The following is an 18,177-nucleotide window of genomic DNA, read 5'->3' as shown; positions in this document are numbered from 1 at the left end:
AGAGCCGGGTGATGGTCTCCTCGGGCAGCGCGGGCCAGGTAGGCGGGGTTCATGCCGAAACTAGCGACCCAGCCGGCGGAACCGTCGGCCGCCGAGATCGCCTCGACCATCTTCAGGAACTCGGCCGGGGGTTTCTCGTCGCCGCCGTAGCGCTTGGGCACCAGGGCCCGGTAAACCCCGATCTCCTTGAACGCCTCGATGATGTCCGCCGAGATATGGCGTTGCGCCTCGAACTCTTCGCGTCGCTTGCGAATGTCGTCGAGCAGCGCATCGAAGCGCGCCTCGCCGCCCCATTGGGCCTTATCGACCAGGCTGTACATACCGATCTCCTGTGGTTGTGGGGATTGCCGCCGGGCGAGTGCCGAGCAGGTAGCGCGCGGCCCGGCAGACCCCGGCGTCATCGCCGCGCCGGCCGACCAGTTGCAGGCTCACCGGGCGATCGCGATCCGGCGCCAGGGGCAGGCTCAGGGCGGGATGCCCCGACAGGTTGAAGGGCACCAGGGCCGAGATGGTCAGGTCCTGCTGTCCGCCTTCGGCGGCGGCGCGGGTCAGCGGAAAATGCGGCAGCGTCGGCAGCGCCAGCACCGTGTGCGCCTCCAGCAGCCGGTCGACGGCGGCGGCGAAGGCGCGGCGCCACCGCCTCGGCCTCGCGCACCTCGGCGTCGGTGGTCTCGGCGGCGGCGCGCAGGCGGCGCTCGACATCCGCCCCCAGGCGGCCGCTATCCAGCCAGGGCCGGCAGGCGAGATAGGTTTCGCGGTTGATCAGCGCCATGGCCGCCGCGTAGGCCTCGCCCATCAGCGGCAAGGGGTGCGTGGTACTGTCCATCCCGGCGCTGTGCATCCCGGCGCTTTCCAGGCAGGCCGCGAGCGCCGCGTGGATCGCCGGATCGGCGTCGACGTCCAGCGCTCTCAGCCGGGGCGGGGCGCCAGCGGCGGTGGCATCGAACGTGGGATCGACCGCCGCCATGAACGCGACCAGGGTGTCGAGATCGGCGCTCAGCGGCCCCACGCAGTCGAGGCTGCTGTGTGCCGGCATGACGCCACGGCGGTCGAGGCGGCCGAAGGTGGGCTTGAGCCCATAGACGCCCGCAGCATGCCGCGGGTACCCGGATCGAGCCGCCGGTATCGGTGCCGATGCCGATCTCCGCCAGCCCTGCGGCGACCGCCGCCGCCGAGCCGCTGGACGAGCCGCCCGGGATCAGCGCCGGGAAGCGCAGATTCTCGGGGGTTCCGGTCCAGGCGTTGAGCCCGCTCATGCCGAACGCCAGCTCGTGCAGGTTGGCCTTGCCGACGAGGCGATAGCCCGCGGCCAGCGTGCGCTCGACGATTGCCGCATGGCGCGTGGCCGGCGGTGCCTCGGCCAGCGCCGCGCAACCGGCGCGGGTGGGATAGCCGGCGATGTCGATGCTGTCCTTGACCACGACCCGCGCGGGGCCGGTGCCCAGATCCAGGGCGTGAACGAGTGCAGACGAGGGCGATTTCATTGACTTATCACATGAAATTTCAAGTTTTTGGATAAAAAAACGCCCGCTCGCTCCCCCTCGGACGATGAAGGTCTCGAGCCCGGGCACCCGCCGCCACGCGATACCCGCCAGATCGGGCGACGATAAGCGCTCCAGGGAAGGTACTGGCAGATGAGATCCTGGCATGGCCTGGGTGGAGGTCGCCGGCGGCGACGTCAGAACTCGCCGGCCAGCGCGTGGGGCCGGCGGCCCCTGCCCGGGGCGAGACGCTGGCGGCTCGCTGTCTCTTGGTCATGGTGCTCTCTCGCGTTGTCGTTGTCGTTGTCGTGGAATCTGTCCACATCTGCAATACAGTCAATATCACATGAAATTTCAAGTAAAGTAAAACCACCTTTCGTCGTAACCCGGTAAGACCACCGCCATACACCCGGCGTATCACACTGTGCCTTGCGCTCGGCGCGGCCAGCCACCATCCTTCGCCACGTCTCGGCGGCGCCAGGGGTGCCGCCTTCGCGATGCTCAAGGATGAATCCCGTGTCCCGTTCCGCTCTGCCCCGCCGGGGCCTGCTCACTCTCGTCGCGCTGCTGCTGGTGGCGCTCAATCTGCGTCCGGCGCTCACCAGCGTCTCACCGGTGCTCGGCAGCATCGCCGAGGCGCTGTCACTCTCGCCCAGCGTGCAGGGTATCCTGACCACCCTGCCGGTGCTGTTCCTGGGCCTGGCCGCGCCGCTGGCGCCGCGTCTGGTGCGCCGGCTGGGCCCGGAGCGCAGCGTGTTCCTGGCGCTATTGGTATTGGGGGTAGCACTGGCGGCACGACCCTACGTCGGTGCCCTGGGGCTGCTGCTGGGAAGCGCCCTGGCCGGCGGCTGCATCGGCGTGATCGGAGTGCTGCTGCCGGGCATCGTCAAGCGCGACTTCCCCGAGCGGGTCAGCATCATGACCGGGCTCTACACCGTAGCGCTCAATCTCGGTGCCTCGGCGGCGGCTGGCACCACCGAGCCACTGCGCCAGGCGCTGGGCGCGGACTGGCAGGGCGCGCTGGCATTCTGGCTGCTGCCTGCGGTGCTCGCCGCCCTGCTGTGGCTGCCGCAACTGCGCGGCAGCGCCGCCACCCGGGTGGCGGCACGCACTGGGGCGCGCCTGCGCCACGACCCGCTGGCGTGGCAGGTGTCGCTTGTTCATGGGGCTGCAGTCGTCGCTCGCCTATACCGTCTTCGGCTGGCTGCCGACACTATTGCAGGATCGTGGCCTGGCGCCGGTCACCGCGGGGCTGGCGCGTCGGTGTCGATTCTTTTGCAGGTGACCACGGCGCTGGCGGCGCCGTGGATCGGCAGCCGCATGAAAGATCAGCGTGCGGTGCTGGTGGCGGTGATGGGGCTGACGCTCACTGGCCTGATGGGTCTGTATGCGCCCATCGGTGGCATCTGGGTGTGGGTGGTGATCCTGGGGCTGGGTCAGGGCGGCACCTTCAGCATGGCGCTGACCCTGCTGGCGCTGCGCGCACCGGACGCGCTGACTGCGGCCAGCCTCTCCGCCATGGCCCAGGGCATCGGCTATACCCTGGCGGCGCTGGGGCCGCTGATGGTGGGCCTGCTGCACGACTGCGGGGGCTGGAACGCGGTTGGCGGGCTGCTGGTGGCCATTGCGTTGGGCGCCATGGTCGCGGCCCTGGGCGCCGGCCGCGACCGTCAGGTGGCCTCGGTTCAGGGCGGCGGCTGAGCCCCGCCCCGGTGCCAACGCGCCGGGTCCAGGCTCTGGTTATGGCCCAGGGTCTGATGATGGCCTTAGCTCAGGCCGAGGCCAGACGCTCGGCACCCCAGCTACGCCGCAGGTAGCCCATCACTTCGCCCAGCTCGTCGGCGGAGACATGGGCCGGGGCGCCCTCTTCTTGGGGGTCGAGGTGGAAGATATAGAGCCGCGAGGCGAACTGGGCGAACGGCAGCGAGGCCTCGCCGAAGCGCTCGCCGTTGCCGTCGGTGCTGACCTGCACGCCGTCGCCCAGTCCTGGCCGCTATCGTTGTTGGGGTTGAAGAAGTAGACGCGCATGCCCTCGTCGGGGCCGATCGCCGCCCGCAGAATGGTGATCGCATGCCAGCCGATGAAGCGCGCGGCGCTGTCGGTCACCGCGATCCCCGCCGGCTGCGGATGCACCAACGGCTGGTTGCCGTTGTAGAGCGGATGGTAGGCGGCGTAGAAGTGGCGATAGAAGGTCTCGGGGTCGTCGATCCGTCCGCTGGCGATGTCCACGCTGATATGGAAGCCGCGCCCGGCCCACCAACCGTGGAACTCCGGATTGACCCAGCGGTGCGGGTCGCCCTCGCGGCCGATGCACAGCCGCCCCATTTCGGCATAGATACGGTCCAGGTGCGGCACCACCAGCAGCGAGACCGGATCGAGATCCAGCGTCATGCCGCGCTGGCGAGCCCGGCGCCACTGGTATTCGATGAGATCGGCTGGCCTTCGAAGTGCATCACGATCTCGTCGTCGCGGGCCGCCCAGGTCACCATCTGCAACAGATAGTCCGGGTCGTTGTAGGCCCACATCGACAGTGCCCGTGCCGATTGGCAGGTGGGGTTGTTGCCCTGTCCCACGCCCAGCGGCAGGCCGAGCATGCACAGCACGCCCTCCACCAGCCGGGCTTCGGGCGTGGTGGCGTCACCGTAGGCCAGGCGCAGACGCTGGCGGGCGTTGTCGCTCAGCAGCAGGCCGAGCTGACGCCATAGCGCCGGCGCCAACGGCGGCTGGTAGAGAATCCCGCGTTCGAGCAGCAGCGCCAGCCCGTAGACGCCCTGGGCAGTAGCCGGGTGCGCCACCGCATCGATCAGGGCACGGATCAACTGGTGATAGCAGAGCAGACAGTCGCGCCCGGTGGTCGAGAGCCCCAGCGCCTCGCTGATCAGGTGATCGCCGTGATCGAGCAGATAGCGCAGCAGTACCGGGTGATAAGGCGAGACCAGGCCGGTGTCGTGCATCGCCCGCGCCATGCCGGTGGCTTCCTGTTGCAGCGCCGCGGTGTCCATCCCCGCGAGCCGGCCGGCATAGGCCTCGATACCAGGGTCCTCGCGGCAGCCCTGAGTCGGCCCATAGAGCTGCTGACCAGACGCGCCGCGCCCTGACCGCTGGTGCCGAGATCGATCTCCGGATTGGCCTGGCACAGCGCCATCTGATCGATCATCCGGCGCACCGGGGCGACCATCAGCGGGCGCTGGCCGAGCAGCCGCCAGATCTCGTCGATCATGGTCTCGACGATGAACTCGTAGCCGATGCGCTCGGCGAGATAGCGTAATAGCGCCCGCGGTACCTCGGCCAGACGCCCCTGGGTCTCGCGCTCGGCCTCGCCGGAGAAGGCGAAGATACGCGACAGATTGAGCGCCAGTACCTGGGTCAGATGATTGTGCGCCTGCTCGGCGGAGATCAACGGATGCACGTAGTCGCCGCGCGCCACTGCCAGCAGCCGCAGTTCGCTGAGCGCTTCGATCACCACCGTCTCGGCCTGAGGGCTGCCGAGCGACGCTGGGGTCAGCGCCGGCTGCAGCCGCTGCGGTTCGGCCCAGTCGGAGTCGGCGAAGGTCCCCGCCTGCTCGATCGCCTGGGCGCGCTGCTCCAGCGCCGCACAGCCACCTGGCTCGAGCAGGATACGCCGCGCCAGATCGAAGACCCGCCCGGCACGGCCGGGGCGGGAAAAACTGGGCGCCGACTCGAGCGCGGCGAGTGCCGCCTCGAGCTGTTGCAGCAGCGCATCCAGGCGCTGCTCGCTGACCGGCAGCTCGTTATCTGACGACATGCGCTGACACTCCCCGCCACGATGGGCGAATCCGAAAAGACTCTGCCACTGTCGCGGATCAGACGTAGAAATCAAGCGACTCCGATGTTTGAGCAGGTCGCGTAGCGTGTGCGGGTCTTCGCCGAAGAAGAACAAAAGCCCCCAGTGGGTGCCGAAAGCCGTGCGCTTGGTCACGGTCGCTTCCAGCGGTGCGCTGAGTTCGTGGTAGTCGAAATAGGGGTGCTGCTCGGTCTCTTCCGGGATCTCCAGACGGCTGACAACACGCCGCCGCGGGTAGACGCCGAAGCAACCGGCGTGCCCTTTGGCGCCGGTAACCGGCTCGGGGAAGAAGGCGGCGACCTCTTCTGCGGTGGCCTTGGGGTCGAACACCAGCATCGACGCCTGATAGGCGTTGAAGCCGTAAGCGCGCTCGATCAGCTCGAACGCCTTGAACCCCGGCGGACGGTAAGCGACTTCGCCGAAGTACATGGTGCCGTCGCTGGTGACGAAGTACTCCGGGTGGATCTGGCCGAACTGGATGTCGAAGGTCTTGATCAGCAGCTCGATCTGGCGCGTGATCTGCTCGCGGTACTGCTCCAGCTCCGGGGTCGCCGGCACGAAGACCGAGTAGCCGAGGGTGACGTATTCGGAGATGTTGAGGAACTGGATCTTGCCGTCCCACACCCAGGCCTCGACGGCGAACTCCCAACCGTCCAGATGGCTCTCCATCAGCAGCGGGTACTCGCTCTCGGGGATGGCGTCGATCTCTTCGTAGGTGCGGATCACCCGATGCCCGAGGCAGCCGGCCTTGTCGAAGGCCTTGAGGTGGATCGGATCCTCGGGGTCGCCGTCGAGCTTGAGCAGCGTCTGATTGACGCGCTTGAAGAAGCGCACCACATCGCTTTTCTCGTGCGCCTCTTCGAAGATGCCCACGCGGATGCCGCCCAACTGCGCGCGGCGTTTCATCAGCGCCTTGTCACGGAACAGCACCGCCTGGCCGTGCAGGCGCGGATTCTGCATCAGCACCGAGTTGATCGCGCCGGCCCACTCCACCGTCTCCTCGAACAGCGGCACCGCCGCGTCCACGCCCATGTCGCGCAGGGTCTCGGCGATCTCCATCGAACGGTCGTTGAGACGTTCGAAATTCCACGGCAGGTAGGGAATCTCGTGCTGGCGGCAGTACTCTTCAGCCCACTCCGGGGCGACCACGACGTAGCGACGGTCGAAGGCCGCGGCAGCCTCCACCGCGCCCAGGCTCCAGCCGAGCAGCGCGATGTAGCCCTTGTCGGGATTCTTTTCCATGGTCGTTGTCTCCCTGTTCGCTGTCGTTATGATGTATGCCTACCTCAGTGTAGGGGAGATGCCGACCGGCGCCACTCTATCCGCCAAAACGCTGACAAAAGCCGTCAGAATCAACGCATATCGGCACTAGAAAACCGAAATTTCTAATATTCTTTAGAGCCATAACACAGCACCTCCCGACGGGCGTAACTGCCCCGCATTCATGGTGCATACACCACAAACAGCCCCTGCCGCCAGAGAGGCGTCAACCACGCCGGAATCGGATACCCAGGGGCTTCCCCCACCGCCCAGGAGATTCGTATGCCCGCCAGAGCCATCAGCCTCGAGCAACAGCAGCAGCTGATCGAGATCGTGCGCGATGCCGCCAGGACCGAGATTCTGCCGCGCTTTCGCAACCTGTCGGAGGCGGCGATCCGCGCGAAGAGCGCACCGGACGATCTGGTCACCGATGCCGATCAGGGCGCCGAGCGCATGATGACGACAGCGATTCGCGAGCTGCTGCCGGCGGCGACGGTGATCGGCGAGGAGGCGGTGGCCGACGGCAGCGCCAGCCTCGGCGATATCGCCGGCGCCGAGTTGGCCCTGATCATCGACCCGGTCGATGGCACCTGGAACTTCGCCCGCGGGCTCAACCAGTTCGGCGTGATCCTGGCCGCCACCAGCTTCGGCGAGACGATCTTCGGGCTGCTCTACGACCCCATGGCGGACGACTGGATCGTCGCGCGCCACGGCGAGGGCGCCTGGTTCGGCCGCCCCGACGGCACCCAGCGCCGGCTGCAGGTGTCGAATACCGACAAGTTCGACGAGATGGTCGGCTCGACCTCGATCCGGCTGTTCCCCAAGCCGCAGCAGTATCAGCTGGCGGCGACCTTCCCCGACTTCCAGCGCATGATGGCGTTCGGCTGCGCCTGCCACGAGTACCGCACCATGGCGTTCGGCTTCGTCGACTTCATGCTCACCGGCAAGCTGATGCCGTGGGATCACGCCGCGGGCCTGATGATCCACGCCGAGGCCGGTGGCTATTCGGCGCTGCTCGATGGCACGCCCTACCAGCCGACGATTCATCAGGGCACGGTGCTGGCGGCCAGCTCGCGGGCGCATTGGGAGCAGTTGCGCGAGAAGTTCAGCTTTCTGGGCTAAAAAGTGCCTGCGCGTTTTAACTATCCATGACGACGAAAACCGGCGCCGAGAAGGCGCCGGTTTTCTTTTCTATAGCCAATCGGGCCACATCGGTCAGCTGGATCGATCAGGGAATGATCTTCTCGGCGCGCAGGCGATCGAACAGGTCGAAGAAGGCGCTGCGCGTCTCGCGGAAGTGGTCGAAGCCGAAGTCCCGCGACTTGGTGGTGTCGTTGACGCACTCCTGGTCGCGGCCAAGATCGGCATCGGTGTGCCACCAGGAGGCGAGCTTGGCGACGTCCGGCTCGACCAGATCGTGCTTCGCGGCGATCTCGCGCCAGGTCGATTCGGCACCGGCCATCTGCTTCTCCAGCGGCTGCATCGACGCCGGATCGTCCGAGGCTTCGGGCCCCTGACTGTCTAGACCAAAATACTCGCCGATTTCGCGCCACATCCGGCGCCAGCGGAACACGTCTCCATTGACGGTATTGAAGGCCTGATTGGCCGCGCCCGGCGTGGTCGCCGCCCACGCCATCTGGCGTGCCAGCACCAGCGCATCGGTCATATCGGTCAGCGCATTCCACTGGGTCTGGGAGCCGGGGAAGACGAACGGCTGCCCGGTCTCGCGGCAGATCGAAGCGTAGACCGCCAGTGTCGTGCCCATGTTCATGGCGTTGCCGCGGGCATAACCGATCACGGTATGCGGGCGATGTACGTTCCAGGCGAAGCCGTGGCGCTCGGCGGCCTCGAACAGCACGTCCTCCAGCGCGTAGTAGAAGTTATCGCCGGGGACGCGCGGCTCGGATTCGCGAAACGGCGTCTCGATCCGCCCGCTGCCGTAGGCCTCGAACGAGCCCAGATACTGCTTGGTGCCAGTGACCAGCGAGGCATGCGCGAGCGGCGCCGCTTCGAGCGCGGCGAACAGGTTGCGCATCATCTGACTGTTGGCCTCGACATTGGCGCGCTCGTTGTCGCGGCGAATCCAGGTGCAGTAGAAGACGTGGGTGATCGGCAGGCCGGCCAGCGCCTGTTCGGTGGCGGGCTTGTCCAGCAGGTCGGCGGCGACGGGAATCACCCCGCTCTGCGCGGTGGCACGACGTGACAGGCCGTAGACGGTCCAGCCGCTGGCGACCAGATAAGACGCCAGATTGCCGCCGGTGATGCCGGTCGCGCCGACGACGAGTGCAGTTCCTGTACGCATGGTCGATGACCTCCTTTCCAGTCAGGGAATCGAGTCAGGAAGATCCGGGGTGCGCCGGATCGATGAACGCAGTCTGATAGCGCCTGATCGTTGCTACAATCGAAAGCATCGCAAATCTTTATTGCATGAGGCGCAACTCGATGACGAACAGACCGACAACGCGGCAGGCGCTGGCTCTCGACGCGCTGGACCTCAACGCCCTGCGCGTCTTCGAGCGCGTCGCCGCGACCGGCAGCTTCACCGCCGCCGCTCGGCATTTTCACCGCGCGGTCTCCTCGGTCTCGCGTCAGATTCGCGGGCTGGAAGAGGCGCTCGGCCAGCCGCTGCTCTACCGGCACACCCGCGCCGTCGCGCTCACCGACGCGGGCTGGCGCTACTACGAGGAGATCCGCGAGATTCTCGAACGGCTCGATCTCGCCACGGAGGCGCTGGCCTACCCCGACGCCGACCCCAGCGGCGTGCTGCGCATCAATGCCCCCGTCGCCTTCGGCCAGCGCCAGATCGTGCCGCTGCTGCATGCTTTCCAGCGCCAACATTCAGGCATCACCGCCGAACTGCAGCTGAGCGACCAGGTCGTCGACCCGGTGCGCGAGGGCCAGGACATCACCTTTCGGGTCGGCGACCTGGCCGACTCCTCGTTAGTGGCGCGCCGCCTGGCAGCGATGAACTACGTGGTGGCCGCCGCACCGAGCTATCTCGAAGCGCACGGTGAACCCCGGACCCCCGAGGCGCTGAGCGATCACAACTGCCTGCTCTACCAGGGCGAAATGGGCCGCCAGCGCTGGTATTTCCAGGCGCAGGACCAGAGCGGCTCGACCCCGTTTGAGGTCAGCGGCAATCTCTACAGCAACGATGCCGAAAGCCTGCTGCGCGCCGCGCTGCTGGGGCAGGGGCTGGTGCTGTTTCCCACCTGGCTGATCGGCGATGCGCTTGCGTGCGGGGAGCTGGTGCCGCTGCTGGAGGCGTGGCGCGGCGAGGTGATGCCCGGCCGCCGCGATATCCACGTGCTGACCACCGAACGCCGCCTGCGCACGCGCAAGGTGCGCGCCTTTCTCGACTATCTACGCGAATCGCTGGGGCCACGGCCGGCCTGGGATCAGTGGCGAGAAGGCATAGGCGGCCTCTCGAGCGACCATAGATAAAGCTAATTAGCGATTGAATCGTGCGCGATCTATCTTGGCTGCATGACGACACCCGATGACACCGACAACGCCCTGGCGCTCGAATCGCAGCTCTGCTTCGCGATCTATTCCACGCAACTGGCGATGAACAAGCTCTACCGCGGCCTGCTGCGCGAGCTCGACCTGACCTACCCCCAGTATCTGACCCTGCTGGTGCTATGGCAGCGGGATCGGCAGACGGTGTCGGAGATCGGCGAACACCTGTATCTGGATTCGGCCACGCTGACGCCACTGCTGAAGCGCCTGGCAGCGGCCGGCCTGGTGACGCGCCAGCGCTCGCGTCAGGATGAACGCCAGGTGGAGATCGCCTTGACCGATCAGGGCCGTGCGCTGCGGGAGCGGGCCAAGTCGGTCCCGCATGCCGCCGGCTGCGCGGGCCAGTGCACGCCCGAAGAAGCCGCCGAACTGCGCGCTCTGCATGGGCTGCGTCGGCGACTCGACACTCAGTGAAGCGTTTGCCCGATTGGCGCAGACCCTTTTTATCCCAATAGATCGTGCACGATTCACTTGCTGACGATTTTTAACCCGAAGGAGCAGTTCCATGTCACTCGATAAAGTCCTCTACCGCGCCGAAGCCACCGTCACTGGCGGCCGCGACGGCCGTGCCACCGCCGCCGACGGTGCCATCGACCTCAAGTTGTCGACCCCCAAGGAGCTGGGCGGCGCCGGCGGTGACGGCACCAACCCCGAGCAGCTGTTCGCCGCTGGCTACTCCGCCTGCTTCATCGGTGCGCTCAAGCTGGTGGCATCGCAAGAGAAGGCCAAGCTGCCCAACGACACTCAGATCCAGGGTGAAGTCGGCATCGGCCCCAAGGGTGACGGCTTTGGCATCGAAGCCACGCTGACGGTGAAGCTGCCGGGCATGGCGCGCGAGCAGGCCGAAGCGCTGGTCGAGAAAGCGCATCAGGTCTGCCCCTACTCCAACGCCACCCGCGGCAATATCGACGTCACCCTCAACGTCGAGGTCTGAGCCGGCGTCGGCAGCGCCGACGCTCGCCTCACACGGGTGCGCCCATCCCTGCGCCCCGCCCCCTTGGCAAAGGGGGCGGGGCGTCGTGCTTTGGTCGTAGCGACCCATAACGCCACTTTTTAGCAATCTATAAAAACTTTTAAAATCAAATTCTTACAGGATCATGCAAAAACGCAATGCGGACATAGCAACAACGCAATAGTCTCGCGCCGTCGCCGCTGACTACCGTGTCGACTCCAACAACCAAGGGATTCGATCATGGTCGCGTTTCTCATCGCCATGGCGGTAACGGCTTTCGCCGGCACGCTGGTCATCAAGAAATACCAACCGCAGACCGTGCTGCTGCTGGCCGGCCTGGCCCTGTTCGTCGCCACGGCGCTGTTCTTCCCCGCCCAGTCGATCCTGTTCAAGGAGACCCAGACCAGCGGCTGGGCCGGCTTCGATATCTTCGAGTTCATCCACCAGATCATGTCCTACCGCCTGGCCGGGCTGGGGCTGATCATCATGGCCGCTGGCGGCTTCGCCAAGTACATGGACCATATCGGCGCCACCCAGGCGATGGTCAATATCGGCACCCGGCCGCTGGCCCGGATGCGTGCGCCCTACTTGGTGCTGGCGCTCGGCTATGCGGTGGGCCAGGTGCTCAATATCTTCATCCCCAGCGCGGCGGGGCTGGCCATGCTGCTGCTGGTCACGCTCTACCCCACCCTGGTGCGCCTCGGCGTCAGCAAGGCCTCCTCCGCCGCCGCGATGATCGGCATGACCTCGGTGCTCGACCTGGGGCCGGCCTCCGGCACCGCCAACCTGGCGGCGCATACCGCCAACATGGATGTGGCGATCTACTTCGCCCAGTACCAGATTCCGGCGTCGCTGTTCATCGTGCCGGTGATCTGCGTGCTGACCTATTTCAGCGCCAAGTATTTCGATCGTCGCAGCGGCCACGTGGTCGACCCCGATCCGACCGCCCATGCCGTCGCCGATGGCGAGACGGAAGCCCAGCGCGTGCCCGGCTTCTATGCGCTGCTGCCGATCCTGCCGCTGACGCTGATCCTGGTCTTCAGCAAGCTGCTGATCCATCAGATCGAGATCGGCGTGGTGACGGCGATGATCATCGGTGCGGTGCTGGGCCTGTTCTGCGAGATGGTGCGCAAGCGGCGCGAGCTTCAGGCGGTGTTCAAGGGCTTCATGACCTTCTTCCAGGGCATGGGCCAGATGTTCTCCTCGATCATCTCGCTGATCATCTGTGCCGAGTTCTTCGCCGGGCTCACTGCCATCGGCGCCATCGACTTCATGATCGGCGCCGCCCAGGGTGCGGGCTTCGGCCTGTTCGGGATGACCCTGGTCACCTGTCTGCTGGTGGCGGTGACCGCGATTCTCACCGGCTCCGGCAACGCGGCGTTCTTCTCCTTCGCCGGCCTGGCGCCCAACGTCGCTGCCGCCACGGCCGCCGGCCCGGTGGCCCTGCTGCTGCCGCTGCAGTTCACCGCCGGGATCGCGCGCTCATTGTCGCCGGTCTCGGGGGTGATCATCGCGGTCAGCGAGGCCGCCGGCTGCTCGCCCATCGATATCGTCAAGCGCACCGCGATTCCGCTGATCGGCGGCCTGGTGGTGCTGTTCGTCTATACCGCGCTGTTCGTCGGCGTCAATTGATCCCCGATCGCCCAGGCACCGGACCAAGGAACCCCACATGAAGACCGACCCGCTTCCCGAGTCGACCGATACTATCTTCTCGCGTGACGCCACCTGGCAGGCGTGGCTGGAGGTCGAGCGTGCGCTGGCCCTGACCCAGGCCGAGCAGGGCATGATCCCTGCCGCCGCCGCCGCCGAGATCGCGCGCTGCGCGACCCTCGACCAGCTCGACCGCGAGGCGCTGGCGGTGGATATCGAACGCACCCTGTCGCCGGTGATGTCGCTGGTGCGGGCGCTGGCCGCGCGCTGCGACGGCGATGCCGGCGGCTATGTCCACCTCGGTGCCACCACCCAGAACATCATCCTCACCGGCAAGATGCTGCAGCTCGCACGCTCGCATCGCTGGCTCAAGGCGCAGCTCGCGGCCCAGCTCGAGTGTCTGGCGGATCTCGCCGAGCGCGGCGCCGAGTGGCCCTGCGTCTCGCGCACCAATCGCCGCCACGCCCTGCCGATCACCTTCGGCTACAAGGTCGCCGGCTGGATCGAGGAGCTGGAGCGCAACGTCGAGCGGCTGGAGGCGGTCGAGTCCCGCGCCTTCGTGCTCACCTTCGGCGGCGCCAGCGGCGCCATGCACAGCTACGGCGACCGAGGGGCAGGCACTGGCCCAGGCGCTGGCCGCCCGGCTCGGCCTCGGCGTGTCGCGGGTCCACTCCCGCGCCGCCGTCGACGGCCTGGTCGAGTACATCACCACGCTAGGGCTCTACGCCGCCGGCTGCGAGCGCCTGGGCCAGGAGCTCTACATGCTGATGGCCAACGAGTTCGAGGAGGTCAGCGAGAACCAGGGCGAAGAGGTGGTCGGCAGCAGCACCATGCCGCACAAGTTCAACCCCAAGTATGCCGTCAACCTGCTGGCCGAGGCCGGCGAGCTGCGCAGCCTGGTGGCACGCGGCGCTGGAGACCGCGCGCCCCTCCCACGAGGGCGATGCGGCGTGCAACTTCCGCCTCTACAAGCTGCTCGACCAGGCCGGTGCGCTCGCCTATCGCGTTGCCGCCACCCAGAGCACGCTGCTGACCCGACTGGTCCCCCACCCGAGCGGATGCGCGAGATCCTGATGGCGAACGCTGCACCGCTGATGTCCGAACACATCATGCTCGAACTGAGCGACGAGATCGGCCGCCAGCGCGCCCATGACCTCGTCCATGACGCCATCGTCGCCAGTCGCGACGGGGCTCGCACCTTTGCCGAGGCGCTGTTCGAGGACGACACCGTGCGCCGCCACTATGGCGACCGGGACGCGCTCGAACGTGCGCTCAGCCCCGAGCACTACACACCGGCCAGAGCCGCCAGATCGCGCTGGCGATGGCCGCCTCCGCCCGCGACCTCGCCGCACGCCTGGCTCGGGAACTTACGGAAATACCCGCGTCGGCGCGCTGACAGCCCGGAATGAGAACCACCCCACCGATGCGCCAAGCGCATCGGTGGCACAACGCCGCATCGACAAGAACGCATCGACAAGAAAAAGAGGAAGGATCATGCCAACAACACCAAGACGCTATCTCGGCCTCCTGCTCGCGCTGGGCGGCCTCGCCCTGTCGCCGCTGGCACAGTCACAGACGCCCCAGACCGCCCCACCCCTGGCCACGGGCAGCCATGAATCGACCTTCACCCTGCCGGAGAGCCAGCGCCAGATCGAGGTGGCCAGCTACGTGCCCAAGGGGGCCGATGCCAAGACACCGATCGTGTTCGTGCTGACCGGCCTCAAGCGCAACGCCGAGGATTATCGCGACGCCTGGATCAAGGCCGCCGACGAATACGGCTTCACCATCGTGGTGCCACGTTTCTCCAAGCAGGACTATCCCGGCGTCGCCGGCTACAACCTGGGCAATCTGGTCGCGAAAGATGGCCAGCCCAACCCGCCCGAGGCGTGGTCCTACACCGTCATCGACGATCTCTTCAGCGATCTCGAGCAGTCCGGCCAGACCGAGCGCCAGCGCTACTACCTGTTCGGCCACAGCGCCGGCTGTCAGTTCGTCCACCGCATGCTGACCTTCGTGCCACAGTCGCGAATCCAGGCGGCGATCTGCTCGGCGGCGGGATGGTGGACGCTGCCCGATACCGACAATGAATGGCCCTACGGACTCAAGGATACGCCGGTCGCAGTCGATCGTGATGCCCAGCGCCAGCTTGCCGGCCTCAACCTGCTGGTGACGGTCGGCGCCGAGGACACCGATCCCTGGCACAAGTATCTGCGCCGCAGCTATCAGGCGATGGCCCAGGGCAACAACCGGGTCGAGCGCGCCTGGGTCTACTACAAAACCGCCGAGCAGAAGGCCAACCGCTACGGCTTCGACTTCCACTGGGCGTTCCAGACCGTGCCCGGTGTCGGCCACGACAACGCCGGCATCGCGCCCTTCGCCGCCAAGCAGTTCGCCGCCTTCGAGCGCGATGGCGCCTTCGATGTCGTGACCCCGGAGACCGCGCCGGAGAGCACGCCTGACTAGGCTTTCGTCTTTCGATACTCGCCTTTCACCCTTTCGATCACTACCCCTCGTCCGCTCAGCGGGCGAGGCAGGGAACCTGCGTCCGCTCGAGAGCCAGCGTCGAGCCTCGAGCGGCCGCGCCAGCAGCTCCCCTACAACATGAAAAACGACAGGAGTTCACCATGATCACGCCATGCCACCGCCACATGTCCCGGCGGTCCCGATTCGCACACGCACGCTCCCCTCTGTCGATAAAGACGCCTTTATCGATCACGACTTTCGCGGGCGCCTGTACTGTGGCATTGACAGTGACCCTCGCCACCCCGGCCCAGGCCGATTTCCTGGCGGACAGCACCGCCTCTCTGGAGCTCAAGAACTACTTCATCACCCGCGACTACCTCGAGGGCAACCGGGACGACAACAAGCGCGAGGAGTGGGCCCAGGGCTTTCTGTTCCGGGCCGACTCCGGCTTCACCGAGGGCCCGATCGGGTTCGGCGTCGACACCATCAGCATGCTGGGCGTGAAGCTCGACTCGAGCCCGTCCCGGGCCGGCACCGGCCTGCTAAAGATCGATGACGACGGCCGCGCCGAGGACGACTACACCAAGTTCGGCGCCACCGCCAAGATCCGCGCCGGTGAGAGCATCTTGCGCTACGGCTATCTCGAGCCGAGCCTGCCGTCGCTGCGACCCAATGCCAGCCGGCTGTTCACGCAGTCGTTCCTCGGCACCCAGATCACCTCCACCGACATCGAGGGTCTGGAGCTGACGGCGGGCCAGCTCAACCGCACCCGCCAGCGCGACGAGACCGAGCACGAGCCGATGGCGCTGAATCGCAAGAGCGGCGCCTACGGCAGGGCCACCAGTAACCGCTTCCAGTTCATCGGCGGGGAGTACCATCTCGGCAAGCGCGCCCGCCTCGGCTATCACTATGCGCAGCTGGAGGATATCTATCGCCAGCACTATGTTGGGCTGAGCGACGGCATCGATCTCGGATCGGGGCGGCTGGGCGCCGACATCCGCTATTTCGACGCTAGCGAGCAGGGCGCCGCCGAGGCCGGCGAGGTGGACAACCGCGCCGTCAGCACGCGGCTGCGCTATCGGCTGGGCGCACATACCTGGAGTGGCGGCTACCAGTCCCAGTTCGGCGATACCCCGTTCACCTATCTGAGCGGTACCAACGTCTACCTGTTCTCCCAGTACCAGATCAGCAACTTCACCGAGACCGGCGAGCGGGTCTGGCACGCCCGCTACGACTACGACTTCAGCGATCTCGGCCTGCCTGGGCTGACGTTCATGCTCCGGTATGCGACCGGCGACCAGGCCAGCGTCCGCGGCTTCGACGGCGAGGCGCGGGAGTGGGAGCGGGATGTCGACATCGAGTACATCGTCCAGGGGGGCATGCTCGAGGGGCTGTCGCTGCGCTGGCGCAACGCCTCACGCCGCGCCAACTTCACCCGCGACGCCAACGAGAACCGCATCCTGCTCGGCTATACCTTGAAACTGTAACGTGGCCAACACCGTCACCGCCAAGCCGCCCAGTACGATTCAGGGGAGCAGGGTGACACCGTCACGGAACGCGCGGTCCTGCCGGCCGCGCGCCTCGAGCGTCTCGCGCAAGGTCTCGATGAAGCGCCGTGCGATGGGGCGCTGCCCCGCCGGCGGCAGAATGCAGGCATAGGTCAGCTCGGTGGCAGGCGTGACCGGCCGCATCACCGTGCCGGCCATCCCTGCGCCCGATCCGACGGCGGCACCGCAACAGGCCAGATCGAGCAGCCCCAGCCCGAAGCCAGCCTCGACGAAGCGCGGCACCAGCTGCGTCGAACCGACTTCCAGCGCGATCCGGGGCTTGCGCCCGACTCCGTCGAACAGCCGCTCCAGTCGCTGACGCCAGATCTGTTGCGGCTTGAGGGTGACGAAAGGTGACTCCAGCAGCGCCTCGACCGGCACCTGCTCGAGGGTTGCCAGCGGATGGTCGGCCGGCATCAGCACCTGGGTGGTCGCCTGCAGCAGAGGCTCCACCGCCAGCTCGACGATGGTGTTCTCCACCGGCAGCGACAGCAGGCCGACGTTGTAGCGCCGCGACCCGACCTGGCGCTCGACATCGAAGCGGCTGCCGATATCGATCTTGCAGTTGAGTTCGCGGCAGCGCTCGCGCAGGTCGGCGATCGCCGCCGGCAGCAGCGTGGCGCCGATGGGGGCGGAGGTGATGATGCGCAACGCCTCGACCGTCTGCTGGCGGATCTCGCCGGCGATGGTGGGAATCTCCTCGACGCCGTTGAGGATGTGCTCGGCCTCGCGGTAGAAGCGCTCCCCTTCCTGGGTCAGCAGCAGCTTCTGGTGGGTACGCTCGAACAGCGTCAGCTTGAGTTCCGCCTCCAGCGAGGCGATCAACCGACTGGCGGCGGGCTGGCTCAGGTTGGCCGCCTGCGCCGCCGCCGACAGCGAGCCGTGCAGCACGGTCAATCGGAACAGTCGGAGCGCCTTGAGATTCATGGGAAGTCGACTTTGCCAGGCCATCGGATCGACGAGCCTACCAGAAGCCCAAAGAGAGACAGAGACCGCTTTGGTCAAAGCCGGTGACGACGCATCAGGCGGCCAGAACGGGGCGGCAGCCGTGATCAATGGTTCAGAATGATCGCCGTGATCACGCCGGTGGCGACCGCGGTAAGTACGTAATCGCCGTCGATGTTCAGCCAGCGATGCCCGCGTGGCGGTTCCCGCAGATGCCGTGCATGCCAGTCGCGCACCCAGTAGCGGTCGTCGCGGTAGTAGCGATCGGCGATCCGCCCGCCGGGGTGCCACGCCCGCGGCGCCCGATGGCGCTCCCGGTCGTGGTGATGATGGTGAGCCGGCCCGTGGTGGCGGTCATGCTGGCGCGCGTGGCCCGGCGGCCCTCCAGGGCCGTGGCCGGGGCCGCCCCCCGGGTGGGCCTGGCAATGCCGGCGGTACTCAGCGCGGCGATCAGGACACCGGCGGTGACGATACGGTGTTTCATGGGACTCTCCTCTCATGGCCGTCGATGGCGAGATGCCTCCAGCATGGAAGGCCAATAAGAAAACAGTGTTC

Annotated in this window: 14 protein-coding genes and 7 pseudogenes; 11 read left to right on the top strand and 10 right to left on the bottom strand. The window is 66.9% G+C overall.

Annotation, left to right across the window (positions count from 1 at the left end; genetic code table 11):
* Positions 1–113 precede the first annotated feature (113 nt).
* The 4 genes and pseudogenes from CN538_RS25065 to CN538_RS24235 all read right to left on the bottom strand — a co-directional run.
* A pseudogene (locus CN538_RS25065) lies at positions 114–320 on the bottom strand (flavin-dependent monooxygenase); the annotation flags it as partial.
* Positions 301–702: an amidase family protein gene (locus CN538_RS22380; protein ID WP_242495657.1), complete on the bottom strand. Its 402-nt coding sequence runs from the start codon at positions 700–702 to the stop codon at positions 301–303. The gene CN538_RS22380 and the pseudogene CN538_RS25065, both read right to left, overlap by 20 nt.
* A gap of 310 nt (positions 703–1,012) precedes the next feature.
* Positions 1,013–1,126: pseudogene (locus CN538_RS24240) on the bottom strand (hypothetical protein); the annotation flags it as partial.
* 37 nt (positions 1,127–1,163) lie between these two features.
* Positions 1,164–1,484: pseudogene (locus CN538_RS24235) on the bottom strand (amidase family protein); the annotation flags it as partial.
* A 513-nt stretch (positions 1,485–1,997) separates the two neighbouring features.
* Here CN538_RS24235 and CN538_RS07985 point away from each other — a divergent pair.
* On the top strand, positions 1,998–3,182 hold the full coding sequence (locus CN538_RS07985; RefSeq protein WP_164999537.1) for an MFS transporter: 1,185 nt from the start codon (positions 1,998–2,000) through the stop codon (positions 3,180–3,182).
* Positions 3,183–3,252: 70 nt separating this feature from the next.
* On the opposite strand, the pseudogene CN538_RS07980 reads toward CN538_RS07985, so the two are convergent.
* Positions 3,253–5,247 (bottom strand): annotated as a pseudogene (locus tag CN538_RS07980) (hypothetical protein).
* Between the two features lie 58 nt (positions 5,248–5,305).
* Positions 5,306–6,528, bottom strand: a pseudogene (locus CN538_RS07975) (ATP-grasp domain-containing protein).
* Positions 6,529–6,828: 300 nt separating this feature from the next.
* On the opposite strand from CN538_RS07975, the gene CN538_RS07970 reads away from it, so the two are divergent.
* Positions 6,829–7,668 (top strand): inositol monophosphatase family protein, encoded by an 840-nt coding sequence (locus CN538_RS07970; RefSeq protein WP_106419096.1) that lies wholly within the window; start codon positions 6,829–6,831, stop codon positions 7,666–7,668.
* 106 nt (positions 7,669–7,774) lie between these two features.
* On the opposite strand, the gene CN538_RS07965 is transcribed toward CN538_RS07970, so the two are convergent.
* The gene (locus CN538_RS07965) at positions 7,775–8,848 is read right to left on the bottom strand and encodes an SDR family oxidoreductase (protein ID WP_106419095.1); all 1,074 of its coding nucleotides are present in this window, start codon (positions 8,846–8,848) and stop codon (positions 7,775–7,777) included.
* A 185-nt stretch (positions 8,849–9,033) separates the two neighbouring features.
* Between CN538_RS07965 and CN538_RS07960 the strand changes: the two genes are divergently transcribed.
* The 9 genes and pseudogenes from CN538_RS07960 (at position 9,034) to CN538_RS07930 (ending at position 16,617) form a co-directional block, all read left to right on the top strand.
* A complete protein-coding gene (locus CN538_RS07960) occupies positions 9,034–9,990 on the top strand; it encodes a LysR family transcriptional regulator (protein WP_106420586.1) in 957 nt (318 codons plus the stop codon).
* Positions 9,991–10,032: 42 nt separating this feature from the next.
* Positions 10,033–10,479, top strand: coding sequence for a MarR family winged helix-turn-helix transcriptional regulator (locus CN538_RS07955; RefSeq protein ID WP_106419094.1), 447 nt, complete (start codon positions 10,033–10,035; stop codon positions 10,477–10,479).
* Between the two features lie 91 nt (positions 10,480–10,570).
* Positions 10,571–10,999: an organic hydroperoxide resistance protein gene (locus tag CN538_RS07950; RefSeq protein WP_106419093.1), complete on the top strand. Its 429-nt coding sequence runs from the start codon at positions 10,571–10,573 to the stop codon at positions 10,997–10,999.
* A gap of 258 nt (positions 11,000–11,257) precedes the next feature.
* Positions 11,258–12,649: a C4-dicarboxylate transporter DcuC gene (gene dcuC, locus CN538_RS07945; protein ID WP_106419092.1), complete on the top strand. Its 1,392-nt coding sequence runs from the start codon at positions 11,258–11,260 to the stop codon at positions 12,647–12,649.
* A gap of 37 nt (positions 12,650–12,686) precedes the next feature.
* Positions 12,687–13,256: pseudogene (locus CN538_RS26110) on the top strand (lyase family protein); the annotation flags it as partial.
* A 67-nt stretch (positions 13,257–13,323) separates the two neighbouring features.
* Positions 13,324–13,473 (top strand): annotated as a pseudogene (locus tag CN538_RS26105) (hypothetical protein); the annotation flags it as partial.
* 252 nt (positions 13,474–13,725) lie between these two features.
* On the top strand, positions 13,726–14,076 hold the full coding sequence (locus tag CN538_RS20275) for a hypothetical protein (protein WP_164999535.1): 351 nt from the start codon (positions 13,726–13,728) through the stop codon (positions 14,074–14,076).
* An 85-nt stretch (positions 14,077–14,161) separates the two neighbouring features.
* Complete coding sequence (locus CN538_RS07935) at positions 14,162–15,130, top strand: alpha/beta hydrolase-fold protein (RefSeq protein ID WP_106419090.1); 969 nt, start codon at positions 14,162–14,164, stop codon at positions 15,128–15,130.
* A gap of 275 nt (positions 15,131–15,405) precedes the next feature.
* On the top strand, positions 15,406–16,617 hold the full coding sequence (locus tag CN538_RS07930) for an OprD family porin (RefSeq protein WP_207233676.1): 1,212 nt from the start codon (positions 15,406–15,408) through the stop codon (positions 16,615–16,617).
* 39 nt (positions 16,618–16,656) lie between these two features.
* On the opposite strand, the gene CN538_RS07925 is transcribed toward CN538_RS07930, so the two are convergent.
* The 3 genes from CN538_RS07925 to CN538_RS20925 form a co-directional block, all read right to left on the bottom strand.
* Entirely contained in the window at positions 16,657–17,604 is a 948-nt protein-coding gene (locus CN538_RS07925) for a LysR family transcriptional regulator (protein WP_164999534.1), read from the bottom strand.
* Positions 17,605–17,729: 125 nt separating this feature from the next.
* Positions 17,730–17,858, bottom strand: coding sequence for an RcnB family protein (locus CN538_RS26100; RefSeq protein WP_422917574.1), 129 nt, complete (start codon positions 17,856–17,858; stop codon positions 17,730–17,732).
* Positions 17,801–18,106 carry a hypothetical protein gene (locus tag CN538_RS20925; protein WP_242495655.1) on the bottom strand — a complete coding sequence of 102 codons (306 nt, stop codon included), beginning with the start codon at positions 18,104–18,106 and terminating at the stop codon, positions 17,801–17,803. Before CN538_RS20925 ends, CN538_RS26100 begins: the two co-directional genes overlap by 58 nt.
* Positions 18,107–18,177: the final 71 nt, after the last annotated feature.

Source organism: Salinicola tamaricis (assembly GCF_003006155.1).
Taxonomy (GTDB): Bacteria; Pseudomonadota; Gammaproteobacteria; order Pseudomonadales; family Halomonadaceae; genus Salinicola; species Salinicola tamaricis.
The sequence above is the reverse complement of the archived record's forward strand: the minus strand, read 5'-3'. Positions and strand labels throughout refer to the sequence as shown.